The organism is Streptomyces sp. NPDC054813 (genome assembly GCF_053611365.1).
In genome coordinates this window covers 209,492-231,820 of the sequence record NZ_JBSHAF010000013.1, presented here as the reverse complement: position 1 = coordinate 231,820, position 22,329 = coordinate 209,492, and the positions used below count along the sequence as shown (strand labels likewise).

The 22,329-nt window shown below is 69.7% G+C and carries 25 protein-coding genes; 17 read left to right on the top strand and 8 right to left on the bottom strand.

Translation table 11 applies throughout. The features are described from left to right. The 7 genes from ACWGJB_RS26830 to ACWGJB_RS26800 all read right to left on the bottom strand — a co-directional run bounded on the left by ACWGJB_RS26830 (window position 1) and on the right by ACWGJB_RS26800 (window position 7,211). Window positions 1-1,506: a VirB4 family type IV secretion system protein gene (locus ACWGJB_RS26830; protein WP_453382633.1), complete on the bottom strand. Its 1,506-nt coding sequence runs from the start codon at window positions 1,504-1,506 to the stop codon at window positions 1-3. Between the two features lie 28 nt (window positions 1,507-1,534). Beyond that, window positions 1,535-1,990, bottom strand: a complete 456-nt coding sequence (locus ACWGJB_RS26825) for a DUF6238 family protein (RefSeq protein WP_453382632.1) — start codon at window positions 1,988-1,990, stop codon at window positions 1,535-1,537. Between the two features lie 60 nt (window positions 1,991-2,050). Continuing rightward, window positions 2,051-3,523: an SCO6880 family protein gene (locus ACWGJB_RS26820; RefSeq protein WP_453382631.1), complete on the bottom strand. Its 1,473-nt coding sequence runs from the start codon at window positions 3,521-3,523 to the stop codon at window positions 2,051-2,053. 83 nt (window positions 3,524-3,606) lie between these two features. Continuing rightward, entirely contained in the window at window positions 3,607-4,989 is a 1,383-nt protein-coding gene (locus ACWGJB_RS26815) for an SCO6881 family protein (protein WP_453382630.1), read from the bottom strand. A 15-nt stretch (window positions 4,990-5,004) separates the two neighbouring features. After that, on the bottom strand, window positions 5,005-5,694 hold the full coding sequence (locus ACWGJB_RS26810; RefSeq protein WP_453382629.1) for a hypothetical protein: 690 nt from the start codon (window positions 5,692-5,694) through the stop codon (window positions 5,005-5,007). Then, window positions 5,694-6,005: a DUF6112 family protein gene (locus ACWGJB_RS26805; protein ID WP_453382628.1), complete on the bottom strand. Its 312-nt coding sequence runs from the start codon at window positions 6,003-6,005 to the stop codon at window positions 5,694-5,696. The genes ACWGJB_RS26810 and ACWGJB_RS26805 overlap by 1 nt, the downstream gene beginning before the upstream one ends. 90 nt (window positions 6,006-6,095) lie before the next feature. Continuing rightward, the gene (locus tag ACWGJB_RS26800; RefSeq protein WP_453382627.1) at window positions 6,096-7,211 is read right to left on the bottom strand and encodes a C40 family peptidase; all 1,116 of its coding nucleotides are present in this window, start codon (window positions 7,209-7,211) and stop codon (window positions 6,096-6,098) included. Between the two features lie 517 nt (window positions 7,212-7,728). Between ACWGJB_RS26800 and ACWGJB_RS26795 the strand changes: the two genes are divergently transcribed. From ACWGJB_RS26795 to ACWGJB_RS26715, 17 genes are all read left to right on the top strand, one after another. Beyond that, complete coding sequence (locus ACWGJB_RS26795) at window positions 7,729-8,484, top strand: DNA-methyltransferase (protein ID WP_453382626.1); 756 nt, start codon at window positions 7,729-7,731, stop codon at window positions 8,482-8,484. Window positions 8,485-8,724: 240 nt separating this feature from the next. Next, complete coding sequence (locus ACWGJB_RS26790; RefSeq protein WP_453382625.1) at window positions 8,725-9,282, top strand: DUF4913 domain-containing protein; 558 nt, start codon at window positions 8,725-8,727, stop codon at window positions 9,280-9,282. Next, entirely contained in the window at window positions 9,279-9,761 is a 483-nt protein-coding gene (locus ACWGJB_RS26785) for a hypothetical protein (protein ID WP_453382624.1), read from the top strand. The genes ACWGJB_RS26790 and ACWGJB_RS26785 overlap by 4 nt, the downstream gene beginning before the upstream one ends. 18 nt (window positions 9,762-9,779) lie before the next feature. After that, complete coding sequence (locus ACWGJB_RS26780; protein WP_453382623.1) at window positions 9,780-10,478, top strand: hypothetical protein; 699 nt, start codon at window positions 9,780-9,782, stop codon at window positions 10,476-10,478. Between the two features lie 26 nt (window positions 10,479-10,504). After that, the gene (locus ACWGJB_RS26775) at window positions 10,505-11,227 is read left to right on the top strand and encodes a hypothetical protein (RefSeq protein ID WP_453382622.1); all 723 of its coding nucleotides are present in this window, start codon (window positions 10,505-10,507) and stop codon (window positions 11,225-11,227) included. Between the two features lie 149 nt (window positions 11,228-11,376). After that, the gene (locus tag ACWGJB_RS26770; protein WP_453382621.1) at window positions 11,377-11,721 is read left to right on the top strand and encodes an SH3 domain-containing protein; all 345 of its coding nucleotides are present in this window, start codon (window positions 11,377-11,379) and stop codon (window positions 11,719-11,721) included. Window positions 11,722-11,828: 107 nt separating this feature from the next. Next, a complete protein-coding gene (locus tag ACWGJB_RS26765; RefSeq protein WP_453382620.1) occupies window positions 11,829-12,290 on the top strand; it encodes a hypothetical protein in 462 nt (153 codons plus the stop codon). Continuing rightward, window positions 12,287-12,736, top strand: coding sequence for a hypothetical protein (locus tag ACWGJB_RS26760; protein WP_351063746.1), 450 nt, complete (start codon window positions 12,287-12,289; stop codon window positions 12,734-12,736). Before ACWGJB_RS26765 ends, ACWGJB_RS26760 begins: the two co-directional genes overlap by 4 nt. A 13-nt stretch (window positions 12,737-12,749) precedes the next feature. Further along, a complete protein-coding gene (locus ACWGJB_RS26755; RefSeq protein ID WP_453382619.1) occupies window positions 12,750-13,163 on the top strand; it encodes a hypothetical protein in 414 nt (137 codons plus the stop codon). A gap of 45 nt (window positions 13,164-13,208) precedes the next feature. Beyond that, on the top strand, window positions 13,209-14,069 hold the full coding sequence (locus ACWGJB_RS26750; protein ID WP_453382618.1) for a winged helix-turn-helix transcriptional regulator: 861 nt from the start codon (window positions 13,209-13,211) through the stop codon (window positions 14,067-14,069). Further along, window positions 14,066-14,551, top strand: a complete 486-nt coding sequence (locus ACWGJB_RS26745) for a regulator (protein WP_453382617.1) — start codon at window positions 14,066-14,068, stop codon at window positions 14,549-14,551. Before ACWGJB_RS26750 ends, ACWGJB_RS26745 begins: the two co-directional genes overlap by 4 nt. Next, on the top strand, window positions 14,548-15,765 hold the full coding sequence (locus ACWGJB_RS26740; protein WP_453382616.1) for an MFS transporter: 1,218 nt from the start codon (window positions 14,548-14,550) through the stop codon (window positions 15,763-15,765). The genes ACWGJB_RS26745 and ACWGJB_RS26740 overlap by 4 nt, the downstream gene beginning before the upstream one ends. 31 nt (window positions 15,766-15,796) lie before the next feature. After that, a complete protein-coding gene (locus tag ACWGJB_RS26735; protein ID WP_453382615.1) occupies window positions 15,797-15,997 on the top strand; it encodes a hypothetical protein in 201 nt (66 codons plus the stop codon). A 217-nt stretch (window positions 15,998-16,214) separates the two neighbouring features. Continuing rightward, on the top strand, window positions 16,215-17,438 hold the full coding sequence (locus tag ACWGJB_RS26730) for an ATP-grasp domain-containing protein (RefSeq protein WP_453382689.1): 1,224 nt from the start codon (window positions 16,215-16,217) through the stop codon (window positions 17,436-17,438). 14 nt (window positions 17,439-17,452) lie between these two features. Next, window positions 17,453-18,583, top strand: a complete 1,131-nt coding sequence (locus ACWGJB_RS26725) for an MFS transporter (protein ID WP_453382688.1) — start codon at window positions 17,453-17,455, stop codon at window positions 18,581-18,583. Continuing rightward, complete coding sequence (locus ACWGJB_RS26720; RefSeq protein ID WP_453382614.1) at window positions 18,580-19,215, top strand: HAD family hydrolase; 636 nt, start codon at window positions 18,580-18,582, stop codon at window positions 19,213-19,215. Before ACWGJB_RS26725 ends, ACWGJB_RS26720 begins: the two co-directional genes overlap by 4 nt. Before the next feature lie 33 nt (window positions 19,216-19,248). Next, the gene (locus tag ACWGJB_RS26715) at window positions 19,249-19,713 is read left to right on the top strand and encodes a hypothetical protein (protein WP_453382613.1); all 465 of its coding nucleotides are present in this window, start codon (window positions 19,249-19,251) and stop codon (window positions 19,711-19,713) included. Window positions 19,714-19,922: 209 nt separating this feature from the next. Here ACWGJB_RS26715 and ACWGJB_RS26710 read toward each other — a convergent pair whose 3' ends face one another. Further along, entirely contained in the window at window positions 19,923-22,130 is a 2,208-nt protein-coding gene (locus ACWGJB_RS26710; protein WP_453382612.1) for a hypothetical protein, read from the bottom strand. Window positions 22,131-22,329: the final 199 nt, after the last annotated feature.

Sequence of the window (22,329 nt, the reverse complement as noted above, 5' to 3'; positions counted from 1 at the left end):
TCAGTGCATGCGGGCGTCGGTGTCGAAGAGCGCCAGTTCGTGGGGGTGCAGGAGGTGCTGCACGATGAAGCTGCGCCCGGCCACCTTCCACAAGCCCCGGCCCCGGTTGAGGTGGGAGATCGCGTCGGTCTCCACCGAGGTCAGGCCCAGAAGCCCTGCTGCGGCGTGGAGTTGGTCGGTCTCCTGTCGGTAGATGATGCGGGTGGAGCAGTCGGCGAGCAGACCTTCGGCCAGGGCCCGTCCGCGTGATCCGGCGTCGCCGGCGGTGAGCAGGTCGGACAGTCGGTGGATCACCATCAAGTTGGCGATGCCCAGGCCACGGCTCAGCTTCCACTGGGCCTGCATGCGCTGGAGAAGGCCGGGGTGGCGCATCAGGCGCCATGCTTCGTCGTAGACGATCCAGCGCCGGCCGCCGTTCGGGTCGGTGAGGGCTGATTCCATCCACGCGGAGGCGCAGGTCATGGCGAGGACGAGCGCGGTGTCGTCGCCGGACCCGCCGAGCCGGGACAGGTCGATGGTGAGCATCGGCGAGCGGGGGTCGAACGCCACAGTGGAGGGCGCGTCGAACATGCCGGCCAAGTCGCCGTGGACCAGGCGGCGCATGGCATGGGCGAGGTCGCGGGCCGCTTCCCCGAGCCGTCCGGACATCATCCCGGCTGCCTCGTCGAGCGCGGTCGGGTTGTTGAGAGCGGCGGCGACGTCGCCGAGAAGCGGTGTACGGCCGGAGTCGGCGGCGCGGGTGACGACGGCGTCGAGAGCGACGTCGAGGGCGGTGTGCTCCATCGGCAGCAGGTCCCGGCCCAGGACCGTCCGGGCCAGCGAACCGAGCAGCAGGAGGCGCCTCTTGCGGATCTCCCCGACCCAGTCGGCCTCGGCCACGCTGTCCGGTCGCGGGGCGGCGTCCAGGGGGTTGAGCTTGCCGGGCAGTCCGGGACCGAGAGCGACGGACGTGCCGCCGAGCGCCTTGGCGACGGGAGTCCACTCGCCCTTGGGGTCGCAGGGGACATAGACGCGGTAGCCGAAGGCGACGGAGCGCAGCGCGAACGACTTCGCGAGTGCGGACTTTCCCTGACCGATCACGCCGGCAAGCAGGATGTTGGGGTTGGTGAACCCCTCGATCTTGCCGTACAGCGCGAAGGGGTCGAACACGAAGCTGGCTTCCGCGTGCACGTCACGGCCGACGTAGATGCCTTCGGCGCCGAGGCCGCCTTCGGCGAGGAAGGGGTATGCGCCGGCTGCGATGGCGGTGGTCATGCGATGCGAGGGCAGGCGGAGCCGGTTCCCGCGGGCGGAGGCGGGCCCCGGGCGCCCGCTCGGCGGGTAAAGGGGAGCGGGTGAGGCGTATGCGGTGGGGGCGGCGCCTGCCGGGTGGGCGGTGGCTTCGGCGCGGGCCTTGGCGGTGGCTTCGGCGAGCTGGCGGCGGGCTGCCCTGCGGCTGGCCCGGTCGGTGCCGTGCGGGGTGAACAGAGGGCTGGCGGCGGCGCGGCGGGCGGGCCGGTGGCTCATCGGGGGCCCTCGTTTCGGCGGGTGGTGCTCATCGCACGCACGCGGTGGTGTGCGGGCGGTTGAGGTCGGTGGGGGTGGTCTTGCGGCGGACGATGTGTCCGGCGGCCAGGTGGCGCTGGCAGATCGTGAGGACCGGCGGTCCCTCCGGGAGCCGTTCCGGATGGCACTCGGCCGCGTCTGCGGAGGCGGCGGGCAGGAGGTGGAAGGCGTCGTGCACGGCGGCGGTCGCCTGCCAGAGCCGGGTGTGCGCGGTGGCGAGGTGCCGGCCTGCGGCGGGATGCGGCGGGCGGGCGGATTCGGCGAGCTGGTCGAGGAGTTGGTGCAGGGCGGTGAGGTGGGCGTGGAGCACGTCGAGGTGTACGCGGTCCACGCCCACCGCGGAGGTGAGGGCTGGCCGGGTCAGGGCACGGGTGTGATGGCGGACTCCGGCGCTCGCGGCTCGGAGGTAGGGGTGCGCGTCGTTCGGACGCGTACGAGAGGTCAAAGGGGTGCGATTCCTTCCTGTCGCCGTGGCGGGACAGGGGCGCCTCTGTGAGCGGATTCCTCACAGGGCGGTGCGGGCGAGGGGCAGTGCGGCGAGGGTGAAGGCGTCGGGCTGCTGGTAGTTGAGGCGGCGCAGGTCGACGCCGGCGGTGACGGCGGCGGTCTCGATCTGGGCGCAGGCCGCGTCAAGGAGGGCGTCGGTCTCGGCGGTGACGGTGACCAGGCCGGTCAGGGCGACGTCGGCGTGCCCGGCGATGAGCTGGCGCTCGCGCTGTTTGACGTCGGCGTATTCGACGGAGTCTTCCTCGCTGTCGACCTGGCCGCGGCGGGCGCGTTCGCTGGCATCCGCGATGATCGCTGCCTTTTTCCGCTGGACATCCCGCAGCGCGGACTCGAGCCCCTGCGGCACGTATATAAGGGACAGGCTCCGGCGCACTCCAGCGGTGAACATGATCCCGTGCAGAAAGCCGGCCCCCATCTCGGTTCGCGGCCAGTTCTCCACCCAGTAGGTGGCGTGGCGGGCGGTGTCGGTGGCGAGCCGGTCGTACTCCTCGACCTGGACGACGGGCCCGGCGGCTTGGGGGGCGCCCTCGGCGCGGCCGGTGGGGGACCAGTGCTGGAGGGCGGCGAGGGCTTTGGGGTCGTAGGCGGTGCGGATGACGGCGGCGATCTCCCGGGCGTTCAGCCATCCGGTGACCATCAGTCCGGCGTTGCGGGCGGCTTGGGCGATGGAGGCGGTGGTCTGCTCCATGACGGTGAACGCGCCCGGCAGCCCGCCGCCGGCCTGCGATACCAGCCGTTTGGCGGCTTTGAGGTCGAGGGAGATGGCGAGGTAGGTCTCGTGTGGGGCGGCGGCGGGGCCGGCGGAGGCGACGAGTTCGGAGTAGATCTGCCCGGCGACCGGGGTCTGGGGCTGGCCGTGCTGGGTCCAGTGGCGGGTGAGGGTGTCGCCGGAGTCGGGGACGGTGCGCTCCAGGACCTGCACGGTGGCGATGTGTCCGGTGCGGGCGATGCCCGCCAGGGCCCGTCCCCAGCCGGTCACGTGGTGGTTCTGCGTCGCGGGGTCGAGCAGGGCGAAGGCTCGGGAGGTGACGCGGGCGACGGCGGTGAGGGTCTGCTGGTGCGGGTCGTGGACGGCGGCGGCGCCGTTGGCGGAGTCGCCGGGGGTGACGACTTTGAGGGAGGCGGTGGTGCCGGGCAGGTGGAGGATGCCGTCCTGTCGGGGCCGGGTGACGGGCCGGGCGAGCCAGAGGGTCTGCCCGGTGCGGCGGCGGTTGGCGTAGCGGGCGACGATGGGCGCCCAGTCGATGAGGGAGCGGCCGTGCCGGCGGGTCGCGACGAGCGCGGCGACCGCCGCCCACAGCGGGGTCAGAGCGATGGCGCCGAGCAGACCGGTGGAGACGACCGTCACCAGCAGCAGCGCCAACGCCGAGGAAACGAGGACGAGTTGCGGGAGGGAGAGGCCGAGGAGGATGCCGCGGCGGGACCGGTGCGGGAATTTCACCGTGACCGGGGCGACGGAGAGATCAGACAAGGGGCTGGTCCTGGAGGGCGCGGGCGGGGCCCTGGGGGCGGGAGGTGATGGGCACGTCCCGCCCCCAGGGATCGGACAGATGCTCAGAGGCCGGCCGGGGGCGGCGGCGGGGACGCTGTGCCGCTGTTCGCGGCGATCTGTGAGCCGGGGGACGGCGGGGCGCCCTGCGGCGGCGGGGTCGTGGTCGGCGGGGCGGACTGCCATCCGCCGGCCTGGCCGCCGGCTGCGGCACCCCCTCCGGAGCCGCCCGGTCCCGGGGCGCCGCCCATCTGGCCGCTGGTGTCGTCGGAGACGCTGGTCGGCGCGGGCTGCACGGCCTTCTCCAGGCCGGACTTGACGGCCTCGCCCGCTGACGAGACACCTGTGCCGCCGTTCTGGGAACCCTCCTGGCCTGCGCCTCCACCACTCGGGCTGGGCGCGATGTCGCCAGGGAATCCGCCGCCACCGGGAATGGTGTCCGGGCCCTGCGGGGCGGCTCCGGCGCCCGCTGCGGCGCCGCCGGTTCCGGCGGTGGCCGCCATCGCGGCGGCCTTCTTCCCGGCGCGCTCGGCATGCTGCTTGGCGAGCTGGGCACCGGCGCCGCCGGCACGGTGCAGGGACTGTCCGTCGGATCCTTCGGCAGCCCAGTGGACGAACTTGAAGGTTGCGTAGGGGCACAACAGGATCAAGACCATGATGACGATGCCGGCCATGACGTCGGCGAGCGCGGCCAGGCCGTCCTTCGACTCGGTCTTGCCCATCGCGGCGATCCCGAGCACGAAGATGATCGTCATCAACAGTTTCGAGACGACGAGGGTGGCGGTGGCCTCGATCCAGCCCTTGCGCCAGCGGCGCGCGGCTTCCCAGCCGCCGCCGGCCCCGGCAAAGACGGCCAGGGTGACCATCACCAGGATGCCCACCTTGCGCGCCATCATCACGCACCAGTAGAGGACGGCGCCGATCGCGGCGCCGAGGGCGGCGAACACCATCACCAGCCATCCGAGGCCCGAGAGGGCACTGATCTGGCTGACCTTGACGATGCGGCGAACCGCGGTCTCGATCGACAGGTTGGAGGCTTTGAGGAGCCCGGCCGACAGCGCGTCGACCACTTCGATCGCGACGGTGGTCAGCGCAATGGCGGCGAAGGCGAAGATCACGCCGGACGCGGTGCCGGTGAACGCCTGCGTCAGGGCTTGCCCGTCGCGTCGGATCGCGGCGCGAACGAGCTGGGCGCAGAACGTGGCCACGAGGATGACCAGGCCGATGGGGAGGATCGTCTCGTAGTTGTCGCGGAACCACGATGCGTTGAGGTCGACGCGGGTGGTGGCGTCGACCGCCTTGGCGGCGAGGTCGGCCGAGGCTGCGGCGAGTTCGCCGGCACTCTTGGCCATCCAGTCGCCGATGGCCTTGCCGGGGTCGGAGGCGAAATCCACGGCTTCGCCGACCGCGCAGACCTTGTCCGCGAGGGGGAGGTCACAGAACCCCATGGGGACTCCTTTCGGTCAGGGCGCGACGCGCGGGGCGATGGCGACGAGGGAGCAGTCGGCCGAGGGACGGCACTGCACGGCGAGGGTGATGGAGCGGTCCTCCGCCCCGTGGCCGCCCTTGGCCCAGGCGATCGTCTGCTGGCCGGTGACGGTGACGGCGTAGATGTACGCCTCGGTGATCGCCGAAGGATCTTCGGCGAGGGCCTGCTTGAAGGCGGCCGGGTAGTGGGCCTCAGAGACTGTGGCGGTGGCGCGCTGCTGCTGGTCGGCCATGCGCGCCCAGAGCGCCGGGGTGGGCATCTGCGCGGAGACCGAGGCCCAGTCGCTGTACTCGCTCTCAGTCGTCATCCACGCCTGCATGCCGGTGAGCTGCTGCTCGTTGCTGGTGTCGCGGGTGTCGTAGGACCAGAGCATCTCGGCGGCGGCCTTGGCGAACGCGAGGGGATCCGAGATTCGCGGCGGCCGGGGCACCGACCCTGTGTCGGCCGCCGGTTTCTGCGTGCCGTCCGAGGTTGCCGGGCTGGTCGACGAGGGTGCTGCAGGGCTGCTGGACGAGGAACGGTGCTGTTCGCCGCGGCCGGTGAGGTAGGCGGTCGCGCCGGCGACGGCGAGCAGGCAGGCCAGACCGATTGCCACCAGGGCGGCACGACGGTTCGCAGACCAGCCGACGCCGTAGCCCGCCAGGGAGAAAGACGGTTTGCGCATCAGCGGACCTGGGAGCCGAGGGCGGAGAAGAACGCGACGATGCCGTTGGCGGCACCGAGGCCGAGCGCGGCGCCGGCCGCGACGACCGCGCCCTTCTTCCCGTTCGCCTCGGCCTGGTGGCCACCGGTGTGGTGGCCCCACGCCCAGACGCCGAGCGACACGGCAAGCGCGCCGACGACGGCCACGATGCCGAACAAGTTAATCGAGTTGACGACGTTCTTCAGGACGGCCAGGCCAGGCAGGCCACCGCCCTTGGGGGAGATACCCGGGTCGTAGGCGAGCTGGATGAAGCGGTCGGCGAGTGGGGTCATGGGTGTGGCGGGGCTCCTTGCGCGCGGGCCACAGGGCCCGGCAGAGGTGAAGAGAGGGAAAGAGCGCGAGAGGCGCGAGCGGGGCTGGCGTCAGAGGACGCGGCGCGCCGCCAGGACGGCCCAGTCCTTGATCGCGGTGATCCGGACGGGCCTGGATGTGCGCGGGGCCTCGATGACGAGGCCCTCGCCGAGGTACATGCCGACGTGCTCGGGGCGGGCGGCGGTGCCGCGGCTGAAGATCAAGTCACCGGGCTGCAGGGCCTTCGGAGAGACGGCCTTGCCCTCATTGACCTGGGTATACGTGGTGCGGGTGAGTGTGATCCCGGCCTTTGCGTACGCCTGCTGCATCAGCGAGCTGCAGTCGCAGCGGCCCATGGGGTCTTCACCGCGGGGGTTGGTGCAGGAGCCGCCCCACTGGTACATCGTGCCGAGTTGCTGCATCGCCCAGACGATCGCCTTGCGCGCCCGAGGGTCGGTGTCCTTCGGGATCTTGTAGCCCTTGGGGATGGCCCCCTCGGGGATTGGCCCGAAGGCCGAACCGTCGCTCGTGGTGCCGCAGCCGGACGTGGAGGGCGGGGTCTCGATGTCCCTGTCGGCGGTGTCCTTGCCGGTGGTGGGGAAGGTTGCGGCGATGGCCTTCTGCAGCGCGGTCGCGAGCGGTTCCCACTGGGCGTACGCGTCTGGATAGCCAGACCTCTGCACTTCCTGGGCGGCCTGCGTGACGGTCATCTGCTGCCAGCCGCCGACCTTCAGCAGATGCTTGTAGAACTGCTCGGAGGCGTAGACAGGGTCGTGGATCTGTTGAGCTGTGCCCCACCCCTGGCTGGGGCGTTGCTGGAACAGACCCAGCGAGTCGCGGTCCCCGGAGCCCAGGTTGCGCAGCCGGGACTCCTGCATCGCGGTGGCGAGCGCGATGATCTGGCCCTTCTTGGGCACGTCGAGGCTGATGCCGGTGGCGACGATGGTCTGGGCGTTGGGGATCTGCTCGTCAGGCAGAGTGAGGCCCTCGATGTGGACGTCCTTGGCGGAGGCACCGTCGAGGATCTTGGTGACCTGATCGGCGACGGCGTCGGTGTCCAGGTCGGCCAGGCATTGAAACGTGCTGGTCTGGGCGGCTTCGCTGGAGGAGGCCATCATCATGGCCGCGCCGCCGAGGAGAAATGGGGAGAGGAAGACGACGCCGATACCGGCGGCGAGCGCCTTCAAACGGTGCGGCCCGCTCGCGGGGCGACGTTGTGGGGCAGGGGTGAGTAACGAGGTGTCATGGACGGGTCCTTCGGGGTGCGGTGTCCGGCGTGCCGCGTACGCGGGGCGTGGTGGAAGGGAGCGCGGCGGCCGGTGGCTGGGCGATAGGGGCGGGCCGGCGTGGGCGAGTTGCCGCTCGCTGAATGGGCCGGGCCGTGAGCTAGGTGTGCCGGGGCAGGGGGGGAACCTCTGCGAGGCGTGGAGAGGGATGGGCCAGCGGCGGTGTGGGCCGGGCGGTTCCAAAACATTAGGCCCGGATCGCCGGTTGACCAAAAAGTTGGCGCGAGGGGTCGGATTCCGACCCCTTTTCAGTGCACTTCTTGGTTGACCGGCGATTCGCCTCTACAGTTTTGGGACTCCCCTCGCCTTTCCCCGGCTGTGGCCTTGGGCTTCTGCATGCCCGATTCCTGCCCGCGGGGTTTTTCTCGTGCGACGGGGGTTTCCTCCCGCACTCTCACACCCGAATCGGGGTACCTCTTTGCCTTTTTCCCTGCACCAGGGCGACGCGCTGAGCGTCCTTGCCACTCTGCCGGACGACTGCGTTGACTCGGTCATCACCGACCCGCCGTACAACTCCGGCGGTCGCACCGCGAAGGAGCGCACCTCCCGCAGCGCGAAGCAGAAGTACACCTCCGCCGACGCCGGCCACGGCCTGGCCGACTTCGCCGGCGAGAACATGGACCAGCGCTCCTACGGCTTCTGGCTCACGCAGATCATGACCGAGGCCCACCGGCTGACGAAGGTCGGCGGGACGGCGCTGCTGTTCACCGACTGGCGTCAGCTGCCCGTCACGACGGACGCGATCCAGGCGGCTGGCTGGCTGTGGCGCGGGGTGCTGGCCTGGCACAAGCCGCAGGCCAGGCCGCAGAAGGGCCGGTTCACGCAGAACTGTGAGTTCATCGTCTGGGCGTCCAACGGGCCGATCGACGGCTCCCGTAACCCCGTCTATCTGCCGGGCCTGTACTCGGCTTCGCAGCCCTCGGGGGCCAAGCGCCAGCACATCACGCAGAAGCCTGTTGAGGTGATGCGCGAGCTGGTCAAGATCGCCCCGCCGGGCGGCACGGTGCTCGACTTCTGCGCCGGCTCCGGCTCCACGGGCGTCGCCGCGCTGCTAGAAGGCTGCGACTTCATCGGCGTGGAGAAGACGAAGCACTACGCCTCCATCGCGGCTGACCGGCTCACGGAGGCCGTCCGTCAGACCCTCACCCAGGATGACGTCGTCCTGACCGCCTGAGTCTTCAAAGCCCTTCCCCTGGAATGTATTTGGGGCCCTTCCAGCGGCCGTCGCTGAGGTGCTCCCAGGCGGTCGTCTGCACATCGTCGATGACCCTTCACCCCTTCTTTCTTCCACGGCTTCAAGGAGGCCCTCTTTTTCATGCCTGAATCCGTAGAACCCCACGAAGCTGGGGAATTGGAGCCGATACGGGTTCCTGACCCTCACCTTGAAGGAATTGAGGCCAGCGTCCGGAAGCTGATGGAGCAGTCTGCCCAGCAGGCCCAGCAGCTCGACCACCTCGCCTCCGTCCCGGACACCGGCCCTTCGCCGTTCGCGGCGTTCGGCCTGCCGGGGCTCGACGGACCTTCCCCGGCGGCTCCACCCGAGCCGCACCCGATTCTGGAGTTGGAGGGTGAGGAGTACGAGGACGAACTCGATGCTTTGAGCGACTGGGTCGATGACTTCCTCCTGCCGGTCTACGGAGCCGAGGTCACCACGGCGGCGCCCTGGTGCCTGCAGTGGCAGGCGCACGACGATGTGGTGGCCTGGCTCCACGCGCTCTGGCTCGCCTACCAGCAGCACAAAGACCCCGAAGCCGGTCTGAGCGGGCTGTTCGTCTGGCATCGGGATTTCCTCACCCACGCCATCGCGGCGATCCGGGCGCCCGGCGGTCCGCTGTCGGCGTGCATGACCTCCCCCGAACGGCCCGCGCACCGGCTCCTGCCCGGTCCGCCTCCCTCGGCCCGCGCGGAGAAGGCGAACACGACGGAGACCGACCCGCCCGGCTCCGGTGAACCGGGCCGGCCGACGTCATGAGCGCCGGGCAGCCGGCCTTCGGCCTCAGCTTCGACCCCCGTGCCCTGACCGACCTCCTCCAGGCCCCCAGCGACATCCGCGACCTGGCACTCGCCCAGCTCCAGGACGTGGTGAACGCCGAGCAGTTCGGCACCAAGCTGACCGGTGACCTGTCCGGCTACCGCAAGTTGGTCGTGGACGCACGCAAGGAATGGCGCGTCGTCTACGCCCTGCGTCCAGCGCCGCCGATGTCCGCGCACCGCAACGAGATCCACGTCGTCGCCGTACGGCCGCGAGCAGGCAACGACGTCTACGACACCGTCGGCCAGCGCCTGGGGATGGCCCGCCGGCCGGTAAGTGCCCGGACCCACGCCGCCCGTTCCCGCTCGCCGCAGCTCACGGCTCGTGGGCCTGTGCCGAAGCCGGGGCCGCTGCCCTCCGTGATGCCCGGCCTGCCCCGCCCGGCCCATGGCCCCTCATCGCAGCACCATGCCCGCTGACCCAAGGAGCACTCGCCGATGCCCCCTGATCCCACCCCGGGAACAGCCCGGCGTGCCATCTCCCCACTCGACCACCGCGTCGAAGCCGCGACTGGCCAGGACGTCGACGTCCTCTGGGACCGCCGCGACCGCGGTGCCCTCGACGAGGGGCACGCCCGCCTGGTGGACCTGCACCGCGAGCTGGCCAAGGCCGAGACCAGCGTGACCTTCTACCGGACACTCCTCCACCGGCTCAGCAGCGGTGAGTTCCCCGTCGACTCCGCCCTGTTCGCGCGGATCCATCGCACGGTGGACCAGCTGGAGGAGGCCGCTGAGGAACGCGACGATGCCGCGGCGTGCGTGATCGCCGTCCTGGAGCCGATCGAGGCCGCCGCCCGCAGTACACAGCCGGGCGGCCGGGAGGCGCTTTCGGCAGCCGACCAGGCGGCGCTGCTGGCCATCGCCGGCGGCGCCAAGTTCCACGAACACCTCGTGACGGGGCGTAGGTCCGTGGCCACCGCCTCCGGCACCCGGATCCCGTACGCCCACCTGCAGCGGCTCGAATCGGCCGGGCTGGTCTCCCGGGATGCCAGCCATCCCGTGCATGCCGGGCAGCCGGTCGCGTTGACCGACGCGGGCCGCGCCGCTCTCGCCGGCAGCGGCCGCCCGAGCACGACTGCAGGCCCGGCCCGTGCCCGGCCCGGGGCCTGGCCAGGCACCGCCGGGCACCGCCGTTGACCCCCGCCCACCGACCGAGAGACCCTATGCCCCCGCCCGAACTGGACTTTCGGCTGGACGACTTCGAGGCCGCCGATGAGCGGACCGAGGACGCGTTCTGGCACGCGATCGGGATCGAGCAGGACATGCTCACCGCGCTCGCCGAGCACCACACCCCCCACGGGGCGCAGAGCTTCTACGTCCTGCACAACGGCGCCGCCACCTGGGGAATCCCGGGTGAACCTCAGCTCGTCGCCCTGCACCTGCAGCGGGACTTGGCGGGACGGACCTTCCGTTTCGAGCATGCCGAACTGCCCTTGCCCGCGATGGCGCAGTCCTGGCTCATTCACCGCGGCTGCCCGCCAGGTGCTATCGGCCTGCTGCCCGGCATGGGAACTGCGCCGGCAGATGAGACGACCCGCGCGCTGGAGCAGCGACTCATGGGCGACGGGGACCACTTCGCCCTCCTGCACAGCTACACCCGGGACGACCCTGACGACATGACCACCGTCGTGGTCCTGCGTGCCCTCGACGAGCGCAGCCCGGTGCCGTTCCGCGTGCTCCACGAGGAAGTGGACACCGACACGTGGACGCACACCCTGCGTGAGGGGGGCTTCGCCACGATCGGCGCGGCCCTGCATTGGTGTGACGACCGCCTGGGCGGCGAAGCCGCTCCTCTGCCGCCGGTCAGGCTCACGGCACGGTCCACCCGGCCTTCCGGCACGGTGCCGACAGCTCCTGTGCGGCGTCCGCCAGGCCGCAGCCGCTGACCTTCAATCCGCTCAGTCGGCCGGAACATAGCCGACGATCGCCGGTTAGCCAAACCGGCGAATCCGCGGACTCTTATACAGCCGCCGGGGCGCAAGCCCGGTCCGCATCTCTCGGTATTCCCATTTCCCCGTACGGAGGTTACTTCCGCATGCGCTCCACCCGAATAGCGATATCCGCCGCGATGCTCGGAGCACTCGCTCTGCCGTGGCTGTCCGCCCCAACAGCCAGTGCGGCCACCGTCTCCACCGTGGCAACAGCCAGCAGCTGCTACCACTTCCCGCCGCTCCCGTACACGGTCCACACGAAGGCCGTGACCATCCGCTCCAAGACGTCCGCGAAGTCCACCAGCCTCGGCATCCTCTACCGCGGTCACAAGTTCACCGTCCACAAGACCAGCGGGAACTGGCACTACATCACGGACAAGACCACCGGTGTGAAGGGCTGGGTGTCCGGCACCTACGTCTACCGCGATGTCCGCATGTGCCTCGACTGAGAAATCCTTCAACTCCACCCCGCAATAGCCGAGTTGATCCGTCTCCTTTCGCTGCCCTTCTCCGCAGAAGACCAGCATTTCCCGTGCCTTTTGGAAAGGAGTTCTCTGTGTCCGACGGCATAGAGGATGTCGTGGGCGTGCTCACCGAACAGATCGAGCGCCGCTTCGAGATGAGCATGGACGACCTGACCGCCGCCGTCGCTGCAGCGCCGGACGCGAACCCCGAAGCCACCGACGTTGTGAAGTGGCACGGGCTCCTCACCGAGTCCCAGGCGGCGCTCCAGCGCGCAGAGGACGACCTCCTCGCCGCGCTTCAGACGCAGCCCAGCGAGGTCGACGACCCGACGATGGCCCTCGCCCACCGCGTCACCGCAGCCGTGACCACGCGTGACGGACGGGCGATGGTCGTGCGCTGGCTCCTGGACCCCAGCGCTCCCGGCAAGAAGGACCTCGCCGCCGAGCGTCTGGCCCGCCTGGGCCGCGGGGCCCGCCGAGGCCCGGCCGTGCACACCAGCACGCCGGCCCGACCCGCGACGGCGCCCGCAACAGGCCGAGGAGTCCTGCGGTGAGCGTCCGCGACAAGCCCTGCACGCAGGACGCCCGGCTCCGGGAGGTCTTCGGCGCCCCGGTCGTCAAGCTGTACGAGACGGCAGCCACCCCGGACGCCTCCGCCGCGCTGACCCGGGCGCTCGAACTGCGCTCGTTCCTGGCCCTGGCTGAGGAACAGGTCGCCCGGATTCGCGATCGTGTGCACGAGGCGATGGCGCCCGAGCGCGACATGGACGAACTGTCCGCCGACGACCTTCGGTTCGATGCGCAGTGGCTGAAGGCGGCGCTGGACGCCCGCGACGGCTACCGCGCCGCCCTCGGCGACCTGCTGCGCAGCATGCCTCCGCCCGGCCAGCAGACCCGGCCTGCCCGCACGACCCAGCAGACGCTCACGACCACCCTGCCCCCTGCCACCGCTGCCCCGGCACTCCAGCGTGCCGGGGCGGCCCAGCCCCGCCGACCGTGAAAGCCCTCGCCGATTGCCCCAGCCCACGTCCGCTGAGATCGCCGCACGGATCGAGGAGTTGTACGGCGCTGCTCTGACCGACCTCCAAGCCCACGCCCAGGACCAGCCGCCCGGCATGCTCGCCGCCCTCCTCGGCAGCCACGACCAGCTCGCCCTCGCCGAGCAGAGCATCACCGTGTACCGCGAACGGCTTGAGCAGTTCGTCCATCCCGAGCGGCAGATCGGCACCCACGAGGTGTCGCACATCCTCGACTGCGCCCGCCGCCTCGCAGAGGCCGTCGCCGTCCGCGACACCCAAGCCGTCACCACCCAAGCGGTCTTGCAGAGCCTCGGCCGCGCCCCCTCGCCGCAGCCGCCCACCACCGGTGCGCCTGCTGCCGTTCCCGCTCCGCCAGTACCGACCGTGAGCGCCGCCCCGAGCCGCTGATCCGAACGGGCCCCGGCCCTTTTTCGCACCCAGGAGTCCCCCCTTTTGGCCACCACCGGTCTGCCACCCGCCGCCGATGCCGACATCGCCCGGGTCACCGAAACCCTCCACATGATCACCCCGCGCTGGAACGTGCGGATCCTGCTGGCCCTGAACGAGCCGCTGCAGCGCTACACGCAGATCGCGGCCAAACTCCCGTATCTCCACAGCGGCCAGCTGCACCCCAAGATCCGCTCGCTCTGCGACGCTGGCCTCGCCCAGCGCAGTGAGTACTCCGCCCGCCATGTCACCTACGGCCTCACGCAGCGCGGCCGACAGCTTCTGGCGGTGCTCCCGGTGATGGCGGCCTGGGCCGAGGAGCACTTGGAGCAGCCGGAGCAGCCGCTGTCCGCGATCGAGCAGGTCGAGGACTGCCTCACCCTCCTCACCCGTCGGCAAGCCCCGGCGATCCTGTGGGTTCTCAGGGTGCGCCAGGAGGCGAGCGCACGGGCCCTGGCCCGCATCGTCCTACCCGACAGCTACTGGACCAACATCTACCCGCCGCTGCGCCAGCTCATCGACGACGGCCTGGTGGCGACTGCGGGCTTGGGACAGCCCTACCGCCTCTCGCCGTCCGGCGACGGGCTCGGTCACGTCTTCGGCGCGCTGTCCATGTGGGCCGCCGGACGACCGGTGGACCACGCCGCGAGGCACCCGCTCTGGGGCCGGCCGGACCCCAGCGCGACCACCGCCCCCGGCACCTGGGTCAGCCACCCCTCCCGGCTCCCGGCCCCCTCCGCCCGGCCGACACCTGCGGTGCAGACCCAGCCCGCCCGCCGCCCTGCCTGGCACAACGGCGACCTGTTCTCCCACGCCACCCCGGTCCGCCCGAAGGCCGCCCTGCCGACGGGAGGAGCCCGCCGATGATCTCCGCTATCTCCCCTCAGCAGCTGAAGCACGCGTGCACGGCGCTGTCTGGCGCCGCCCTGATCCGCCTGGTCAGCGAGATCGACGACCACGGGGCCATCCCGCCCCGCGCGCTGACCCGCACCCTCACCGACCTCACCACCCACCAGATCCGGCAGGCCACCGAGCAGGCAGACGCCCTCGGGCTCCTCGACCGCGCCCACTCCGGCCTCGGCCTCACCGCAGCCGGAGGGGACCTCGCCGACGTCTACGACGCGACTGCCCGCTGGGCCCGACGGCACAACTACCCAGCGCCGATCTGTGACTTCGCCGGGCGGATCCGCCACACCTTCGCTCTGCTGGGCGAGCCGGCCGCGGCGGATCCTCGCACCACGGACGGCGAGGCCGCCGCCGAACTCGGCCGCGTCCACCAGCTGCTGGCTGAGTGGATTCACACGCACCAGTCCCAGCAGATCCGCAGCACCTACGGCGTCGCCGCGTGACGCCGGACGCGGTGGCGCGTCCCACCGCGGGCCTGGTGCGCAGGATCTATCTGCCGCGCGGGGCGGATGCCGCCGCATTCGCGATGACCACCTACGGCCTCCCCCTGCTCGTCCTGGCCACCACCGGATCGGCGACCCTGACCGGGCTCGCCTTCGCGCTGGAGTGGATCCCGCGCATCGGCGCGTTCACCGTGGCCGGGACCGTCGTCGACCGCTACGGCACGGCCCGCATCTTCCGCGCAGCCTGTCTGGCACGAGCCTTCGTCGTGCTCGCCGCCGCCGTCGTTCTCACGGCCCTCGATGCCCGGACACCAGCCGCGACAGTCACGGTGATGCTGCTCGCCGCGTCCACCGGCGTGCTCACCGAGTTCAGTTTTGTGGCGACTGAAACCGCCGGCAGTGAGGCAAGCCGGAAGGCCGGCCCCCGGGCGCACCGGGTGCAGTCCGTCCTGCTGGGGATCGACCAGACCGCCACTCTGGCCGGGCCTGCGCTCTCCGGCCTGCTTCTGGAGCACGCCGGTCCAGCCGTCATGCTCGGAACACTCGCGAGCCTCTCCCTCCTCGCCGCCGCACTCGGCCCCCACGTGCGCACCGCACCGCTCGGCGTGGCTCCTGCCAAGCGGGGACTGCGGACGGGCTGGGCGACGCTTCGCTCGTTGCCCGCCCTCGCCTGGCTGGTCGGCGGCCTCATCGTCTCCAACGCAGCCATGGCCCTCCTGCAGGCCGCCGTCCCGGTCGTCGTCGTCACCGAGCTGGACCACTCCAGCGCGGATGCCGGACTCATCTGGTCCGCCGCAGCCGTCGCCTCCCTGCTCGCCATCACCGCATCCCGCAGCGCGATCGACCGCTGGGGCCTGTGGCCGGTCGGCGCCGTGGCTGCCGCCGTCGCGGCCACAGCGACGTTCGCCGTCGCCCAGGCCGACACCTACCGCGGCTACCTCCTGCTGACCGCCGTCGTGATGGCCGGCGAAGGGAGCCTCACGGTCGTCTTCCGTACCCTGCGCTCCCACTTGATCCCGCCCGACGTCTTCGGCAGCACCCTCGCCGTGACGGTCCTGCTGCTCCTGCTGCCCTTCCCCGCCGCCGGCCTGCTCGTCGCAGCTGTGCCAGCCGCCCAGCTCGGGCACGCCATCACCGTCGCCGCCGTCCTGCAGGCCCTCGGCTTCGCGATCGTCTTCACCCGCCTGCGCACCCTGCCCACATCCCTGGCCTGACCCTCCGGTACGAAAGGAGCCTTCGCCGCTCATGTCCACCATCACGCAGGACGGACTGCCCGGCCTCGACCTTCCGCACCAGGACGTGCGGTCCCCGATCACCGAGCAGTTCCACGCCTTCGATGCCGGCCACCCCTGGGTGTACCGGGCCCTGGAGCAGCTCGTCGTCCAGCGCCTCGCCGCCGGCGTGACACGGGTCGACATGAAGGCGCTGTTCGAGGCCCTGCGCTAGCGCCACCCGCACGGCGTGAAGGGCCTCAACCACAACTACACCGCGCTCTACGCGAGAAGGCTGCTCGCCGATCACCCGGAGTGGGCCTCCGCGATCGCGGTCCGCCGTCGGCGCAGCCCGTGACCATCGGCCCGCCAAACCCCGTCCTTCACCTGATTCTTCGAGGAGCACCTTGTTGTCCGACCGTCCTGTCGTTCTGGTCGTGGCTGCGGCCGACATGGAAGCCGAGGCGTATCGCGGCTACTGCCTTGCCTCCGTGGCCGCCGCGTACGACGTCGTTCTGATCACCAGTGAGGAACCCTCGTGGGAGGTGCCGTTCATCCGGGACTGCGTGGTCGTGCCCGATCCCACCGACCAGGCTGCGCTGTCCGCGGCCGGCCGGGTCCTCGCCGACCGCTACGAGCTGGCCGGCCTGTTCACCTGGACCGAGTGGTACCTCGTCCCGGTCGCCCGCCTCGCACGCCAGCTGGGCCTTCCCACCACGGCGCCCGAGGTGATGCAGGCATGCCGCAACAAGGCCACCGCAAGGAGCCTGTTCGCCCGCCACGGTGTCCCATCGGCCGTATCGCTGAGCGTCCGCACCGGGCAAGAGGCCCAGGCCGCCGTGGAGAGGATCGGCTACTCGGTCGTCCTCAAGCCCGCCGCGCACGCGGCCAGCATCGGCGTGATCCGCGTCGACAACCACGACCAGCTCACGGCCGCGTACGACTTCGCGGCACGCGCTGCCGCTCTGGGGGCGGAGAACACGAGCGTGCTGGTCGAGGAGTACCTCGACGGACCCGAGGTCTCGGTGGAATGCGTCACTTACCAGGGCCACACCACAGTCGTCGCCATCACTCGCAAGACCGTCAGCGCACCGCCCTTCTTTGAGGAACTGTCGCACTCCGTGGACGCGTCCGACCCGCTCCTCGACTTGGTCGCCCCGGTGGCGCGGGCCGCGATCGGCGCGCTCGGGATCACCGACGGCGTCAGCCACGTCGAGATGCGGCTCGTCGACGGCCGGCCGCGACTCGTCGAGGTCAACGGCCGCATCGCCGGCGACATGATCGGCCATCTCGTCCGCCTCGCCACCGGCATCCACCTGCCCCGTGTGGCTGCCGACATCGCCTGCGACCGTGCCCCCGACCTCACCCCCACTCAGCGCTCGGCCGCCGCGATCCACCTGATCTACCCCGAGACCTCCGGCACCCTCACCGCCCTCTGCTTCGACGGTCCCCGTCCGCCGTGGCTGGACCAGATCTCCTTCCAGCGCAGCGTCGGCGACCGGCTGTTGCTCCCGCCCGAGGGAGACATGTTCTCCGCCCGGATCGGGTTCCTGATCACCACCGGCGCCTCCGCTGAAGACGCCCGGCACTGCGGCCAGGAGGCGCTCCGCGCCCTCACCCTCGAGGTGGCGCCCCACCAGGCCGGCCAGGACAGCGGTAGGGATCTCCTCGTTTGAAGACGGCACCCCTCATGGCCCGCCGTAGCCGTGGGCTGCTGACCGGCTACTTTCTTGGCCTCGGCGCGGTGATGGCCGTCTGGGGCACCCGGATGCCGGCCGTTCAGCAGGCCACCCACCTGAGCACCGCACACCTGGCCCTGGTGCTGCTGGCCGCCGCGCTCGGCATGGTCGCAGGACTGCAGACCGCAGGCCGTCTCGCCCGGCCGACGCGCCTTCCTGCCCTGCTCACCTCCGGCGCCGCCGGCCTTGCTGGATGCCTCGCCCTCCTGGGCCAGTGCGACAGCCTGCCGTCCCTGCTCACGGCCGCCCTTGCCTTCGGTGTCGCGCACGGTGTGCTGGATGTTGCCGCCAACTCGGCGGCGGTGCGCTGCCAGAACGCCTACGGCAGACCCATCATGTCCGGACTGCACGCCGCTTACTCCATCGGCGCCCTCGCGGGAGCCGCTCTGGCCGCCGTCACCGCCCACAGCACCCTCTTCCTCGCCACCGGCCTGGTCCTCACCGGGGCCGCGCTCATTGCCGCACCGGCAACCCGCTCCCTGAACGGCACCGATCAACCGCCTGCACCCGCCAACCTCGGCCAGGGTGAGGCCCGGCCGGCACTCTCGTCCGGGCAGCTGTGGCTGCTGGGCGCACTGGCTGCCTCGAGCCTGCTGGGGGAGGGAGCGGCAGCCGACTGGGCCGCCGTCCACCTGCACAGTCTGGATGCCTCGACGGCCGTGAGTGCAGCCGCGTTCGCCCTCTACAGCGGGGCCATGACGACCGGACGGTTGGCCGGCGACCGGCTCACCACAGCCTTCGGCGCCCCCGATGTCGTAGGGGTCGGCGCGATCCTCGCCGCGGCAGGGCTTACCACCGGCGTCGTCACCTCCAGCACCCCGTTGGCTCTGGCCGGCTGGGCGGTCTTCGGGCTCGGTCTGTCCATCACCGTTCCCTGCCTGATCAGCGCCGCCGGAGTCGGCGGCCCAAGGGCCGTGGCCACGGTCGCCGTCACCGGCTACCTGGGCCTGCTCGCCGGCCCCGCCCTAATCGGCGCCCTGGCCACCGTCACCACCCTGTCCACCGCGCTGCTGCTGCCCGCCTTGCTCGCAGCCGCCGTCGCCGCCCTGTCCCATCGTGCCCTGGAGAACACCTCCCCTTGACCCTCACCACCACGACCACCGCCCTCGACGCTGTGATCCTCGACTACAACGGCGTCATCGGCCACCAGCCCGGCGCTGACCAGTGGCGTCACCTCGCCCGCCTGGCCGCCTGGCCCGACGACGACGTCGTTTCGTTCCAGAACGCGTTCTGGAAAGCTCGCGAGGCATACGACGCCGGTCAGCTGAGCGATCTCGCGTACTGGGCCCGTGTACTCGGCTACCACCCCGGCCCGCGCATGCTGCGCGAACTGCGCGCCGCCGACACCGCGATGTGGACGCACACCGACGACCGTGTCCTCGCCGTCTTGCAGAGCGCCCACCGGCGCGGGCTGCCCATGGTGCTGCTGTCCAACGCCCCTCACGCTCTCAGCGACGTCCTCGACACCCACGACTGGTGCCGACGGCTGATGACCCAGGCGCTGTACTCAGCCCGGATTCAGGTGTGCAAGCCGGACCCGGCTGCTTACCGGCAGGCCCTGGACGCCACCGGCGCCGTCGACCCGCAGCGCGTGCTGTTCATCGATGACCGGGCGGACAACTGCCGCGCCGCCGCCCGCCTCGGGCTGCGCACGCTGCACTACACCGGCCAGCCCGCCGACCTGGAAGCAGCACTGCTGCCCAGCACCGGCTGAGCCGCTCCCCAACGCCTATCTTTCAGGACCCGCGTGTCACCCCACGACGACCTTCGCACCATCGACGGGGACGTCTACATCTCCCCGCGCTACCTTGCCGCCGCCACCGCGATCGGCGACCCCGGCCTCGCGCCCCTTCTCGACCTCGGCTGGGAGCTGGAGCACGACGACCTAGGCCACGGCTGGTGCACCTACACCTTCTTCGAACAGTGCCCGCACCGGATGGCCTGCGCCCGCTGCGACTTCTACACCCCCAAGGGCTCCAGCAAGGCCCAACTCCTCGAAGCCAAGGAGAACCTGCAGCGCATGCTCGCCTCCATTCCGCTGACCGAGGACGAACGCGCCGCGGTCGACGACGGCCAAACCGCCATGGAGGCGCTCCTCGCCCGGCTCACCGACATCTCCACACCCGCAGGCCCCACACCACGGGAACTCGGCCTCCCCACCACCGTCACCATGCTGCCTATCGTGGAGGTCCGCCAAGGCAAACAGGGGTGATTTCGACGCACGATAGATCTCGTCCGAGTACCCCGCTGGGAACTTAAAGAGCGTTCCATACCGGTGGTGGTTTTGGTTCGACCGTGGGGTCGCGGAGTGCACGTTCGACTGGCCCATGCAGCACCCACGCTCGTGACTACGAAAGGAACTGGAGTGTCACGAACCGCGACTGCAGGAATGAAATACCCTTTCGCACTCGCGGCACGCCGCTATAGCAATCCAACGTGCCGCAACGGCTCCGCAATCGCCGGGTCGTCAAATGTATGCCCATGTTCGAGGCACTTGAGGGTGACCGTACCTTGAGAAGCTCTGTCGATGTGAAAGGTCGACCAGCTACGGCATCGTCGACAGAGACGCCCAACCAGAAAAGGTCGCAGCAAATGCAGCCTGTTTTCTTGATCTTTGAGGTACAGGCTTCCCTTCTCGATGTCGCTGCCGTCCCAGATCATCGTAGTTGTAGGCACTACTGGATGATCGCCCATCAAATTCCGATAGTCGATCACCGAGTGCCCTCGAAGCGCGTCCCAATGCAGGTCGGTGATTTGTATCAAAGACCAGTCGGCCAGGAATCTTGCACCCTCAACCAACGTGGAAAGTTCACCAAAGGCTTCGTCTCGTGCTTGTGGCAGGTCGACGCGGTCTACTCGTCGCTCGTGGTCTTCATCATTACGGCGGCTGTACAGACGCTTGCGCGCGTCAGCGACTTGCTCGTCTGTGAACATAGAACCGAGGGCGTTGAGGGGATGTTCTGTTGGAAGACTGCGCCTCTTTCGCTTGCTAGCAATTTCGTCAAGTGTTGCTACCCATTCGCCAAACCCTGGCCCCCGGCCTCGAGCCAGTTGGCCACGAATGGCGTCAAGCGAGCCCAGTGTTATTCCTTCTTCCCTGGCGAGCGCCCCTACCAGCAGGGCGCTGTAGGCCAGGAGGATCTCAGCGGTGCCGAGAATTGCTTGATACGCAGGGCCAGCGTCCCGCGCGCTCATCGCGGCCTCGGTCTCACGCCAACGCAGGGCGACCGGGTAGGGGAAGCGTGTACGAACCGTGTGACCCAAATCGTCAAGAAGGCTGGCTGCTGCGACCCTAAGCCGCAGAGTTTGACCAGATCGCACGATCCGGTCGCGGCCTTGAGCTGCGCTCCGGTCGAGGAAGACAGATTGTAGGAGCTCATCCGCCTCGCTGTGCCACTCTTCCAGGCGCCGCTTCGAGATTTCCAGGTTGTCCAGAGCGGATGCCAGTGACTCGTCCGGTTGCGGCAATGTCAAGTCTGCAAGGTCCCGCCACAGAATGTGCACACCCGCTTGCGCCAGCATCGGCCCGGCCATTGGAGACCGAAGGAACAGCAGAATAAAGCGAAGCCGATGTGCTTCCAAAGGCGCCTTCGGGCGCAGCACAATCACGTGTTCGCTTGCCGCAGCCGGCAGGTCTTCATCCCTGACTTCACTGACCACTAGACGATGGCGGTCCGTAGGCCGGGAGATGGAGCGCAGAACCAGATCACCAGCCTGCAACAAATAGTCCGATGACACCTGAGCCCAGATATCTTCGGGGTCAAGGGGTGCAATCGTGCCATCCGTCAGTATATCGGGCCCTCGCAGTACGCGGGCAGCTCCTGGCTGGCCAGTTGAGCGGATTTTCTCACCCAATGTGTGGCGGTGAACGCTTGGTGCTTTGGTAAACAGATCACCCACTTTCACCACGCTCCCGTACCGGACCAGATCCTCGCGGAGGGCCAGCACTGCTGGATCGTGTCGCTCAAAGTGTAGTCTCTCTTGCGCAGGGATGGGATCCCGCACGACGTAGCCGTTCATACTCCTTCCGCCTCGCATGCGAAGTAACTTGTTGAAATCTTTCTCAATCGACTTGGGATCACCACGATGAGGCATGCGGAACATGCGCAGGACGGGATCCTTGGGCTGTCGCGCGTGCAGGAAAACCGCCGCGACTTCCAAACTGATATGCACCTTCGGCAAGACACCCGTCGCGTAGAGCACAGTCGACAGATGCCACCGCTCCCTCACAGCCGCCCTGAAGTCAGCCTCCGCATAAGAGGTAAGAGCAGATGACGGCAAGAGCACGGCCAGGTGAGCGTCCTGCTCCGGAGGAACCAAATCTTCAAGGAGTACTTCGTAGCTCCAACGAGCGCGAGACTTCTTATCTGCTGGCAGTTTCTCCCACTCAGGCAACAGCAGAACCGGGCCAACCGCAAGCAATTCGCCAGCCTTCGACGCTAGTGACCTCCATGATGTCTCTCGATGGGTGTTCCACCCTTCAGGGACCTCATAGGTGGCACCCAGAGGGCCTTCGCTCGTCAGTACCGAAGGAGGTTCTGAGCTGTGCTGTTGAAAAGTTGTGCCGAGGAGCCTTCCAAACAGGCTTGCAGACGGAACTTGGCCCTCACGTACAACCTCATCGGCCATGGAAATGGCATAGCCCCCCTCCGACCCGGCTACCTTGACTGGCCGACAGCCTACGCTGACGGCGTCCCCAGACGTCTCCAGTCTGGAAAGGGCATCCGCCCTCGGCAGACGTCCTCCACCATGGCGCTTCGCCGGGATCACAACTTTCCAGCTCGAAACCTTCATTTGGGGTCGGTCCAGGACACCTCACGGCACTGAG